Genomic DNA, 12,006 nt, shown 5'->3' with positions numbered 1-12,006 from the left:
AGATGAAAACTAAATTTCTTTCTAATATATTATTGATGCTTATCTGGGTATTCCTTACGGGAGAATACAACTTCAATAATTTCTTATTTGGATTAGGACTTAGCTTTATTATTCTTTGGATTATAAGTGGGAACGATGACAAATCCTCAAAAAAATACTTTAAGATTGTTCCTAAAATAATAACTTTTGTTTTGTTTTTCTTCTGGGAGTTAATAAAGGCAAATATTCAAGTGGCTTATGAAGTGATTACTCCAAATCTTAATATGAAGCCAGGTATTGTAGCTTTACCACTCGATGCTAAGACAGACTTAGAAATTACGCTTTTGGCCAATTTGATTACGCTTACACCTGGAACTTTAGCTTTGGATGTATCCACAGACCGGAGTGTTTTATATGTGCACGCCATGTATGTGATAGATAAGAAGGATTTTATAGAAGATATTAAACAAGGTTTTGAAAAACGCTTACTAGAAATATTGCGATGAACGTACACGATTTTTTATATTACATCATATTGCCCATTTTGTCGATTTCGTCTCTCTTGGTATTTGTAAGATTTATAAAAGGCCCAAGCATAATCGATAGAGTTGTCGCTTTAGATTTATTGATTACTATTGGAATTGGTATTATAGCAATCTATAGCGTATTGAGTAATAAACCAACATTTTTGGATATTTCGTTGGTTCTTGCTCTCATTGCCTTTCTAGGTACAGTTGCTTTCGCTTATTATCTCGAAAAAAGAAATAAAAATGATTGATATTTTAGTTTACATCACTTCAGGTTTAGGAGCACTTTTTGTTCTGTTAGCAGCAATAGGTACACTTAGGATGCCAGACCAGTACCTAAGAATCTCTGTAAATACTAAAGCAGCAACACTTGGCGTAGGGCTTTTACTCATCACTGCGGCTTTATTTTTCTTGGAAATGTCTGTTACAACAAGAGTTATAGCTGTTATTATTTTTATTCTCATAACGGCTCCTGTAGGTGCTCACCTTATAGGAAGAACCTCCTATTTTATTGGGAATAAACTTTGGGAAAATTCTTATATAGATGATCTAAAGGGGAAATACAATAAATCGACTCATGAGCTGAAAGGACTGGATAAAATTGACACAAAAGAGGAAAATGAAGAAGAAACAGATTCAAAACCCTAAATTTATTTTTCCAAATTCCTTAAAGAAAAAATTAATTCAACGTCATGAGGAAGGTGCTTTGAGATTACTTAGAACACCAGACCCGAAACTTATAGATTTCTCATCCAACGACTATTTGGGCTTCTCAAACAATCCATTTATTTCTGATCTTGCTCAAGACAAGCTTCAGGCATATTCCAGTCAGGCTCACGGCGCTACTGGCTCTAGGCTGCTCACTGGAAATTACGCTATGATTGAAGACCTTGAGTCTTATCTAAAATACTATTACAGCACTGAAGCTGCCACGGTTTTTAACTCCGGATACGATGCCAATTTGGGTTTGATATCATCAGTAGGGCAGCGCCAGGATTTAATTCTTTACGATGAATTAAGCCATGCTTCCATAAGAGATGGCATCGCATTGAGCAAAGCCAAAGCCTACAAATTTAGCCATAACAACTTGAAAGATTTAGAACAGAAGCTAACTAAGTTTCAAGATCAATTTCAGACGATTTACATCGTAACAGAACTTGTGTTTTCTATGGATGGCGACAGCGCAGATGTAGATATATTAGTTGAGCTATGTGAACAATTTGGAGTTTATATAATTTTAGATGAAGCTCATTCGATTGGGACAATTTCCAAAAAAGGGAGCGATAATTTAGACGTGAAATTATTTGCTAGAATTATCACTTTTGGGAAATCTTTTGGGTCTCATGGAGCGGTAGTTTTAGGATCAAATGATCTAAAACAGTACTTAATCAATTTTGCTAAAAGCTTTATATACACTACTGCCCCAAGTGTTGAGACTACCGCCAGAAACTGGGCATCACACCTATATTTAGAATCAAATTCAACTGAATTTGAAACTTTAGGATCAAATATCAAATGCTTTAAGAAGCAAATCGAAGCCAATCAGCTTTCAGATTTTTTTATAGAAAGTCAATCCGCAATCCAGTCTTGTGTAATTGGCGGAAACGAAAACGTAAAGTTGATTTCAAAACAACTTCAGCAAGAAGGGTTTGATGTCCGACCGATTTTATCACCAACTGTACCTAAAGGGAAAGAAAGGCTTCGGTTTTGTTTGCATAGTTTTAATACTGAAGAAGAAATAAGAAGTGTTTTAAATGTTTTATCAAACTATCTAATTCAAACAAAAAATGAATAGCACTTATTTTATCACAGGCATTAGCACTGAAGTCGGTAAAACAGTTGTTTCTGCTATCGTCACCGAAGCTTTAGAAGCGGATTATTTTAAACCTATACAAGCTGGGGATCTTGATTATTCCGATACACATAAAGTGAAAGCCTTGGTTAGTAATACCAAATCTACTTTTTTTGACAATGCCTATGCTTTAAAGACTCCGATGAGTCCTCATGCCGCCGCTGATATCGATAATTTGGAAATTGATCTGAACAAAATCCAAAGACCAAAAACTGAAAATAATTTAGTGATCGAAGGTGCTGGAGGTTTATTAGTTCCGCTAAACTCAAAAGATTGTATCATCGATTTGATAGAGAAAACCGATAAAATCATTTTGGTCTCCAGACATTATTTAGGTAGTATCAATCATTCACTTTTGTCTGTTGAGGCTTTGAAAAATCGTGGGTTTTCAAATATCGGAATCATTTTCAGCGGTGACGAACATCCCACTACTGAAAACATTATTTTAGAAAAAACTCAACTGCCTTGTGTAGGCAGAATTTCACAAGAAGACAACTTTTCAAAAGACGTGGTTTCAAAGTATGCTAAACAGCTTAAACTGAATCTAAAAAAGCTTTAAGTTAACCAGATTAAATTCAGAAGAAATATTTCTTAGCTTTAAGAAGTTTAACTTTGTAATAAATACGTTATCATGAAACTTTTCGGCAAGCATATTTCATTACCGTTTACCAACCCATCTATTTCCAAACGGGATCAAAAGCATATTTGGCATCCGCTTACTCAACATAAATTGAACTCAGAGCTGCTTGCTATAAAGTCGGCTAGTGGTGCATTGCTTACAGATGAATCTGGCAAAACTTATATTGATGCAATCGCATCCTGGTATACAAGCATGTACGGACATTGTCATCCGCATATTATTAAAAAAGTAAAAGCTCAGATGGAAACACTTGATCAAGTTGTTTTTAGTGGATTTACTCATGAACCTGCGGTGGAGTTATCTGAAAAGCTGATGGAGATTTTACCTAAAAATCAAAACAAACTTTTTTTTAATGATAATGGGTCAACCGCTACTGAAATAGGTATTAAAATGGCGTTGCAATATCATCATAACCTTGGAAATAACAAGAAGGTAATGCTCGCGCTGGAAGATGGATTTCATGGCGATACGTTTGGGGCAATGTCTGTTTCTGGTTTATCGGTTTATAATGGTGCTTTTGAAGATCATTTTATCGAAGTAAAAAGGCTTCCGAAACCAGATGGTAGCAATAATGCAGATGTAATTGCTCTATTGAAATCTATTTTGGAAGAAAATTCTATAGCTGGTTTTATTTACGAGCCTTTAGTACAAGGTGCTGCAGCTATGCAAACTTATGACCTCAATGGACTTGATGAGGTGTTGAAGATATGTAAGGCTAATGATGTGATTTGTATAGCAGATGAGGTGATGACCGGATTTGGGAAAACAGGAAAGCATTTTGCTTCAGATTATTTGTCTGAAAAACCAGATGTGATGTGTTTGAGCAAGGCTTTGTCAGCCGGTATGGTAGGTATGGGCATCACGAGCTGTACCAAAAAAATTTATAAAGCCTTTTATGCCGATGAGGTGTCTAAAGGTTTGTTTCACGGTCATACGTATACGGGCAACCCGCTTGCTTGTGCAGCAGCAATCGCAGGATTGGAGCTCTTGCAGTCACAAGAGATTCAAGAATCTATAAAAAATATAATGAGTCTTAATCAGTTGTTTGCCGACAAGATGCGTAAACATAGACTCATAAAAGAAGTGAGGCAAATAGGTGTAATATTAGCTTTGGATTTGGATATTGAAATGGAACGTTATGGTAATGCTAGAGATGAAATGTTCAACTATTTTATGAACAACGGAATATTTCTAAGACCTCTTGGTAAGACAATTTACATATTACCACCTTATGTCATTACCGAGACACAATTATCAAAAATATATGCAGTGATTGAGGACTACCTGGAAGTTTTAAATAAAGAAAAGAATTAAATCTTTACAAACTTTAAAGTTTCTTTCAAGCTTTTGTTATCAGTAATCACTACGAGGTAAACTCCCGTAGGAAATGAAGATATATCAAAGTTTGAAACTTTATTCTGATTTTTAAAATCAGCTTCAGCTACTTTTTGTCCTAGAAGTGAATAAATTTCAAATTTCAGATTTTGATATGAACTATTTAAAATTTCAATATTCAAGACATCTTTTGCCGGATTGGGATAGACTTGAAAGTTTTTAGAAGTAAACTCTTCCGTATTCAAAGTTTCAGCTCCAATTATAAAACCGAATCTTAAGTCTGGTTCTCCTTCAGCTACTTGGTAATCAATAATAAGATCTTGATTTGGTTCAAGAGTATATTCTTTATCCAGATAGAAATCCTTCAAGACAATTTCAGTTTGTGACAGATTAGAGCTGTTTAAAATGAGTTTATAGTTGTCTTTTCGTTTTTGATACGTATGCAGCATCACAGTGTCAAGACTTTGAGGGAAAGCCCTTTCTTCAATACTTAGATATCTTTCCTGTGAGTAAATTGAAATATTTTCATCATAATTCCAGAACTTTTTTGCGTCTTTTCCATCTACTTCTGAATTTGCTCCGTGTTCCAGCTTTAAGCTTACAGCATCAATGGTTTTATTTTCACTCTGTAACTTCAAGTTGATTCTTGTTGGTGTGCTAAATGTTGCCACTTGAGGTTGTGATACATCCTTGTTACTTTCAGAAAAAGATAGATTCAAAGTTGTGGCTCCGATATTTGTTACTTCTACAAAAACAGACTGCCAGGGCTGGATGAATTGATTAGCATCGGAATCTTGTTGATTTGTTCCACCTGTCAATTCAACAGTCGCATATCCCCCTTGTGTGTTGAGGGTCGGGTCGTAAACATAGATGAAGTTATTATTTAAGCCTGTATTATTTTGTAATACAAGATTAGCATCTATGGCGGCATGATAAGGATTCCCGAGTAAGACGAAGCTATTATCTTCTATTAAATCAACCTGCTTAGTGAAATCAAGAATCGTTGGGTTCCCTGTTAGTCGTAGTGTTGTTGCCGGACCTATAGCAGTATTTGAGTTTAGTGATGCAGCTCGGCTACCACGGATTAGCAGTGCAAAGGGTTCTCCCTTTTCTAAAGTTTTTATGTCTGTGTTTCCGATAGATGACCAAGATTGTGGCGCTGCATCCCAGCTAAACATGGAGGGATTCCCTGTGAGTGTGGCATCAAAGCCATCGGCTCCAGTTGTTGATCCTGTAATATGAGTTCCAAAGCCAGGTTTGTCATTAATATTATCAGCTGGGTAATTAGTTCCTTGATTGTTTTGACCTTCCTGAAGGTTCATCAATATACTCTCTGAAGTAGAAACTGGTGAAGAAAAATAACGATAGGCTCGGTTTGATTTTGGAATATAACGTTCAATTATAAAATCACCTGTTATGAATCCACCAGTGTTTTGACCGATTTGCGCTGTAAGTGTATCTGAGCTCTTTAAAGTTAATTTACCATTTGGAATCAAAGATCCACTGTGAATTACAAAAATCTTTATAATATCTTGGTTTCCTGTAGTTACTTCAACTTGCCCACCACTTTTGTTAACACTTAAATTTTCAAGAACTCCATTTCCAGAGATGGATTGTGATTTTCCTCCTGAAATATTCAGGAAACCTGTTCCTGCAACCTTTCCATTATTTTCAAAATTTCCTGTTAAAGAAAAATCAACTCCATTTTTCAAATTAAGACTAGTACCTTCACTAACAAACACCTGAGACAATAGGCTGTTTGAAATAAATGTGAAAATTAGTAACAATATTGTATTTTTCATAGAGCAATATTACTAAATTTGCAACAATAAAACACTTAAATATTATGAAAAAGGGCTTTTATTTTATATCTTTTGCGTTAATTATTTGCTTTAGTGTCCCAGCTCAGGTTGGTATTGGGACAGAATCACCAGCAGTTTCTTCGATACTTGATGTTGCATCTACCGAAAGCGGAGTATTACTTCCACGGATGACAACAGTTCAGCGCAGTGCAATCACAGATCCAGACAATGGACTGACTGTTTTTGACACCGATACACAATCTTATTATTTTTACAACGCTACTGAAGCTAGTTGGGAGAGCTTAAGTTCTTCCAGACTGGAAAGGGATAATTATGTATTGGTAAAGTCACAAGATGATTTTCCAGATCCAGTAGGAGGTAAGATTACTCTGGACCCAAACACCTTTTATGAAATCAACGGAATAATAAGCTTAGATGCTTCCATAGAATTAAATGGTGCTTATATTTCTGGATTAGATTCTTTCCAAGATGAATTGAATAAGCCTAATGGAGATTTATTTGTCGGAAATACTGGAGGAACCATTCGATTCTTATCACTATCTGGAGTAGGTAATGCTTTTAATGTATCTGGAGGTACTTCAGTAATCGTTCAAAATACAGTAATACATGATTTTTCTAATGTTGGAACTATTTCCAATGTTAACTTGGTCTTTCTAAATACAGTTCAATATTTGAATAATTCCAATGGAATTGTGTTTAGTGATATCGATAATCTGCTCATAAATAATGCTGCTTGGCAAGCATCCAATTCTGGTACTTTTGAAAAGTTTGTCGGAAGCTTTGATTTGATTCAAAAAGCAAGTGGATTTTCAATCACTAATGGTAGCGCCATTGCTATAGATGTTTCTGAAAATCCCATAGTAGGAGATGGGGTCATAACAGGAACTGTATTTACAGGCACCTCTACAACTAAAGTAAACAAATATACAACTACGCCTCTCAATACGAATTTCACAAAAAATTGGTTTATCCAAGCGCCTGGAATAAAAGATGAGTATGACGATGTGGCAACAGGAAATATTTATTATGATGGTGGTTTAAACTTCGGGTACTCTATGACATCAGCTGCAGTGGGTACTGCTTTTAAATTAACTGGAGGAGACGTCAATTCCAATCTTCTTAGATTCACTTCAGATGATGCTATAGTAAATCGACTTAGATATGAAGGTAAAGAAGCAAGAGCTTTTTTTGTTAATGCGTCCTTATCGGTAAGAGGAACAAATAGGCAAGGTGATTTTTATTCTTTTTTTATTAGAGTAAATGGAAACACAACTTTAAACAGAACAAATGCCATATTTTATGTGGATAATATTACAAATGTATCTAGTATATCTTTATCGGGTACGGTAGTTTTAAATCCAAACGATTTCGTTGAAATCTGGGCTCAAAAATTAACAGGTACTGAATCTGGAAACTTGACTATTTTTTCCCAAAATTTAAACATCAATTAAAACACATACCCTACAGAAAAGCTAAAGATGCTGTTGTATTGATCGCCAGTTTCAATTTTGTTAATGTCGTTAATGCTATTTGTATATCTAGCCTGAATCATAAAATTTCGATTAAGTTTATAACGTAATCCTCCAGCTAAACCTACATCAATGCGTTCATAATTGTCTGTTTTTCCTTCGTTTATCGTAGTACTTTTAACAGAGCCTAGATTATTAATCTCAATTCTTTCTCGATCTGATTCAGCATTAACAAGATATCCTACTTGAAATCCTCCCTCAACCCACAAGTTTTCAATCACATTGTGGCTCGCTAAAACAGGAAGATTGATATACTGCATTCTTAAGATTTCTTCTATTTTTTCTACATCAGCTGCATCAGGAATACGGTCATTAGAAAACCCCTGTTCAGAATAAAGTAACTCAGCTTGGATTCCGAGTTTGGGTAAAATTTTATACAGACCGTAAGCTCCAATGTTCATGGAAGTTCTTGTTTCGTAACTTGATGGAACATCTTCTGTTATATTGGATAGGTTAATTCCGCCTTTAAAGCCATATTCAAAATACTCTTGTTGAGCATTCATGTTAGTAAACGAAATGATAAACAGTACAGCAATTGATATAAAAGATAATTTCATGATATAATTTTTGTTAAAATTAGACTTTTTGAAAGGTTTGAGAGACTACTTAATTCAATTTTAACCTTGAATTCAATTAGTAACTATTGTTACAATAAATAACTGAAATATAGTTTTACTTTGCATAAAATTTAAAATTATGGAATGGATTATGAATCCTTGGCCTTGGTACGTTTCTGGGCCCCTTATTGCACTGATCATGTTTGCCTTGCTCTTTGTGGGTAAACAATTTGGGATGTCATCCAATTTAAGAACCGCCTGTTCTATTGGTGGTGCTGGAAAAGCCTCAGACTTTTTTAAGTTTGATTGGAAAAAAGAACGATGGAACCTTATTGTAGTTTTAGGTGCTGTCATAGGTGGTTTCTTATCTGCCAATTACCTGTCAGATAATAAAGTAGAAATAAATCCGGATGTAGCAAATAAACTCGAAACCTATGGAATCACAAGTACAGGAGATGCTTATTTGCCAACCGAAATTTTTGGAACAGAAAGCTTAAGTGATCCCAAGATTCTTGCAATTTTACTTATCGGTGGATTTCTTGTAGGATTTGGATCCAGATATGCTGGAGGATGTACTTCCGGCCATGCAATATCTGGTCTTAGTAATCTTCAATTACCTTCCTTAATTGCCGTTATAGGCTTTTTTATAGGAGGTTTGATTATGATTAATTTTATATACCCTTTAATCTTTTAAGACATGAAAACATTAGTATATTTAATTATAGGAACATTTTTTGGAATTGTGATGTATAAGTCTGAAGCTGCATCGTGGTTTAGAATTTATGAAATGTTCGAGTTTGGATCTTTCCACATGTATGGAATTATAGGATCGGCCTTAGTTCTTGGAGTAATTGGAACTCAGATTATAAAACGAAATAATATTAAAGCATTAGGTGGAAAAGAAATGGAGCTAAAACCCAAAGCCATGAGTGTTCCTCGCTATCTTATAGGAGGTGCTTTGTTTGGTCTTGGATGGGCGCTAGCTGGGGCCTGCCCAGGTCCTATGTATGTTTTAGCGGGTGCTGGTTTCGGTTCAATTTTGATCGTAATTTTCGGAGCTATCCTTGGGACTTTTATATATGGAGTTTTAAGAGACAAGTTACCGCATTAATACTTTTTAGTCTCATAATCAAAAAGCTCTGCAATCGCAGAGCTTTTTTTTGTGCTTTCCATTAAACCATTCATGACTTTCTAAGTCTTATTTAAAATCGCAATTGGCTAATTTCAATTGTTTTAAAACTATATTTCAATATGATCAAAAAGTTTCTTTACTACACGTTCGTAGCGGGGATGGTAGTTTCGATGTCATCATGTTCCATTTTTCAAGGGAAAAAAGATGATAAATCGGCTGCTCAATCATCCAAAAAGGAGTCCAAAAATGGAGTAAAACCTTACAGCAAAATTATTACTAGCGAAGCTAAATCAGACGAAGGTCTATTCAAAGTTCATAAAGTAGAACAAGACTATTTCTTTGAAATTCCAGATTCTCTTTTCAACAGAGAAATGTTGATGGTTACGCGAATTGCTCAAACTGCACAAGGCATTGGTTTTGGTGGTGGTAAGCAAAATGAACAGGTTTTACGCTGGCAGAAAAAAGGCGATAAAGTTTACCTTAGAGTTGTCTCTTATGATATTGCAGCAGCAGATTCTTTGCCAATAAATCAGGCAGTTGTCAACTCTAACTTTGAGCCAATTCTTTATTCTTTTGATGTCAAGGCTTATAAAAAAGATTCAATCAATAACAACACAGTAATTGATGTTACAGATTTGTTTCAAAAGGATGTGGAAGCTATCGGTCTCCAGAGTAGAAGAAGAAAACCTTACAAAATTTCACGTCTAGATGATAGTCGTTCTTATATAGACACTATCAGAAGTTATCCTGAAAATATCGAAATAAGACACGTCAAAACTTATAATGCAGGAGATCCACCTTCCAATTCTAGTACAGGATCTGTTTCTTTAAAGTTTAGCAATTCCATGGTACTTTTACCTAAAGTCCCAATGAGAAGACGTTATTTTGACCAACGTGTTGGCTGGTTTACAAGCAATCAAACTGATTATGGCCTAGATAATCAAAAGTCTGAAACCGTCACTTACTTGGATAGATACCGTCTTGAAGTTAAAGATGAGGATATCGAGAAATTCAAAAACGGAGAATTGGTTGAGCCAAAAGAACAAATTATTTATTATATTGATAGAGCAACTCCACAAAAATGGAGAAAATATATCAAGCAAGGTATCGAAGACTGGCAGGTAGCTTTTGAAGCAGCTGGTTTCAAAAATGCTATTATTGCTATGGATCCTCCTACAAAGGAAGAAGATCCAGACTGGAGTCCAGAAGATGTGAGATATTCTGTAGTGAGATACTTGGCTTCCCCAATTCCAAATGCTAATGGACCTCACGTTAGTGATCCACGTTCTGGTGAGATTTTAGAATCAGATATCAACTGGTATCACAACGTAATGACCTTATTGCGTAACTGGTATTTTGTACAAACAGCAGCTATCAATCCTGAAGCAAGAGGAGTAGAATTCAAGGATGAGGTGATGGGACGATTAATTCGGTTTGTGTCTTCTCACGAAGTTGGTCATACGCTAGGTTTACCTCACAACATGGGGAGTAGTGTAGCCTACGATGTAGAAGATTTGAGAGATCCGGAATTTACTAAAAAGAATGGTACAGCACCTTCAATTATGGATTATGCGAGATTCAATTATATCGCGCAGCCTGGAGATGGAGATGTTTCTTTAATGCCAAATGTGGGGCCTTACGATAAATATTCTATCGCTTGGGGTTACAGACCTATTTTGGACAAAACTCCGGAAGAAGAGAAGCAAATTCTTGATGAATGGATTCTTGAAAAAGCAGGAGATCCTGTTTACAGATTTGGAAAACAGCAGTCTGGAGGAGTAATTGATCCTAGCTCTCAAACCGAAGATCTTGGGGATGATTCTATGGAAGCGAGTACTTATGGTATTGCCAACCTAAAAAGAATTGTTCCAAACTTGATAGAATGGACTGCAGAGGACGGTAAAAATTATGATGATCTTGAAGACCTTTACGGTCAGGTTTACGGTCAATACAATAGATATATGGGTCACGTTGCTGCCAACATTGGTGGAGTTTATGAAATCTATAAAACTTATAATCAAGAAGGTCCAGTTTATACACACGCACCAAGAGATAAGCAGGTGAGAGCTATGGAATTTCTTCAAAAAGAACTTTTTGAAACTCCAGAGTGGTTGATTGACCAGGATATTTTCAATAAAATCCAATTTGATGGATACTTGGAAAGAATAAAATCTTATCAAGAAAGAGCTTTAAACAACGTATTAGATTTTGGTCGTTTCGCTAGAATGATGGAGAATGAAGAGCTTAATGATGATGCTTACACCATTGTAGAAATGATGGAAGATCTTAGAACTGGACTTTTCAGCGAATTGAGAAGTGGTGGTGAAATAAGCAGAATCAGAAGAAATCTTCAAAGAGCTTATATTACTAGAATGCATCATTTAATGACAGAAAAGCAATCTAGTATTCCTGCTCAGTACAGAAGATACATAAGCAGAAGTAATATTGATGTAGAAACAAGTGACATAAGACCACTTGTAAGAGCAGAATTAAAAACTCTACAAAGAGACATGAGAAGAGCAATCAGCAGAACAAGAGATACAATGACTAGATACCATCTTGAAGATGGTGTGGAGAGAATTGAAAAAATACTTAATCCTGAGGCTTAACTCTTAGTTTTGTTCATTTATTT

12 protein-coding genes are annotated in these 12,006 nt (G+C 35.4%); 10 read left to right on the top strand and 2 right to left on the bottom strand.

Annotated features, from left to right (window positions below; all coding sequences use genetic code 11):
- The first annotated feature begins 2 nt into the window (after positions 1–2).
- The 6 genes from ACFQ0R_RS02410 (at position 3) to bioA (ending at position 4,312) form a co-directional block, all read left to right on the top strand.
- Positions 3–485, top strand: coding sequence for a Na+/H+ antiporter subunit E (locus ACFQ0R_RS02410; RefSeq protein ID WP_379656779.1), 483 nt, complete (start codon positions 3–5; stop codon positions 483–485).
- Positions 482–757, top strand: a complete 276-nt coding sequence (locus ACFQ0R_RS02405) for a cation:proton antiporter (protein ID WP_379656778.1) — start codon at positions 482–484, stop codon at positions 755–757. Before ACFQ0R_RS02410 ends, ACFQ0R_RS02405 begins: the two co-directional genes overlap by 4 nt.
- Positions 750–1,154: a monovalent cation/H(+) antiporter subunit G gene (mnhG, locus tag ACFQ0R_RS02400; RefSeq protein ID WP_379656777.1), complete on the top strand. Its 405-nt coding sequence runs from the start codon at positions 750–752 to the stop codon at positions 1,152–1,154. Before ACFQ0R_RS02405 ends, mnhG begins: the two co-directional genes overlap by 8 nt.
- A complete protein-coding gene (locus tag ACFQ0R_RS02395) occupies positions 1,126–2,301 on the top strand; it encodes an aminotransferase class I/II-fold pyridoxal phosphate-dependent enzyme (protein ID WP_379656776.1) in 1,176 nt (391 codons plus the stop codon). Before mnhG ends, ACFQ0R_RS02395 begins: the two co-directional genes overlap by 29 nt.
- A complete protein-coding gene (bioD, locus tag ACFQ0R_RS02390) occupies positions 2,294–2,917 on the top strand; it encodes a dethiobiotin synthase (RefSeq protein ID WP_379656775.1) in 624 nt (207 codons plus the stop codon). Before ACFQ0R_RS02395 ends, bioD begins: the two co-directional genes overlap by 8 nt.
- 72 nt (positions 2,918–2,989) lie before the next feature.
- Positions 2,990–4,312, top strand: a complete 1,323-nt coding sequence (bioA, locus tag ACFQ0R_RS02385) for an adenosylmethionine--8-amino-7-oxononanoate transaminase (RefSeq protein ID WP_379656774.1) — start codon at positions 2,990–2,992, stop codon at positions 4,310–4,312.
- Here bioA and ACFQ0R_RS02380 read toward each other — a convergent pair.
- Entirely contained in the window at positions 4,309–6,135 is a 1,827-nt protein-coding gene (locus tag ACFQ0R_RS02380; protein ID WP_379656773.1) for a T9SS type A sorting domain-containing protein, read from the bottom strand. The genes bioA and ACFQ0R_RS02380 overlap by 4 nt on opposite strands.
- Before the next feature lie 44 nt (positions 6,136–6,179).
- Here ACFQ0R_RS02380 and ACFQ0R_RS02375 point away from each other — a divergent pair, with 44 nt between their 5' ends.
- On the top strand, positions 6,180–7,607 hold the full coding sequence (locus ACFQ0R_RS02375; protein WP_379656772.1) for a hypothetical protein: 1,428 nt from the start codon (positions 6,180–6,182) through the stop codon (positions 7,605–7,607).
- Here the strand turns inward: ACFQ0R_RS02375 and ACFQ0R_RS02370 are convergent.
- Positions 7,604–8,242 carry a porin family protein gene (locus ACFQ0R_RS02370; protein ID WP_379656771.1) on the bottom strand — a complete coding sequence of 213 codons (639 nt, stop codon included), beginning with the start codon at positions 8,240–8,242 and terminating at the stop codon, positions 7,604–7,606. The two genes, ACFQ0R_RS02375 and ACFQ0R_RS02370, sit on opposite strands and share 4 nt — an antisense overlap.
- Before the next feature lie 139 nt (positions 8,243–8,381).
- Between ACFQ0R_RS02370 and ACFQ0R_RS02365 the strand changes: the two genes are divergently transcribed.
- From ACFQ0R_RS02365 to ACFQ0R_RS02355, 3 genes are all read left to right on the top strand, one after another.
- Positions 8,382–8,936, top strand: coding sequence for a YeeE/YedE family protein (locus ACFQ0R_RS02365; RefSeq protein ID WP_379656770.1), 555 nt, complete (start codon positions 8,382–8,384; stop codon positions 8,934–8,936).
- A 3-nt stretch (positions 8,937–8,939) separates the two neighbouring features.
- Positions 8,940–9,353: a DUF6691 family protein gene (locus tag ACFQ0R_RS02360; protein ID WP_379656769.1), complete on the top strand. Its 414-nt coding sequence runs from the start codon at positions 8,940–8,942 to the stop codon at positions 9,351–9,353.
- Between the two features lie 140 nt (positions 9,354–9,493).
- Complete coding sequence (locus ACFQ0R_RS02355; protein WP_379656768.1) at positions 9,494–11,983, top strand: zinc-dependent metalloprotease; 2,490 nt, start codon at positions 9,494–9,496, stop codon at positions 11,981–11,983.
- Positions 11,984–12,006 lie beyond the last annotated feature (23 nt).

Source organism: Psychroflexus salinarum (assembly GCF_042677225.1).
In the GTDB taxonomy this organism is placed as follows: Bacteria; Bacteroidota; Bacteroidia; order Flavobacteriales; family Flavobacteriaceae; genus Psychroflexus; species Psychroflexus salinarum.
This window is presented reverse-complemented; position numbering and strand designations above follow the sequence as displayed.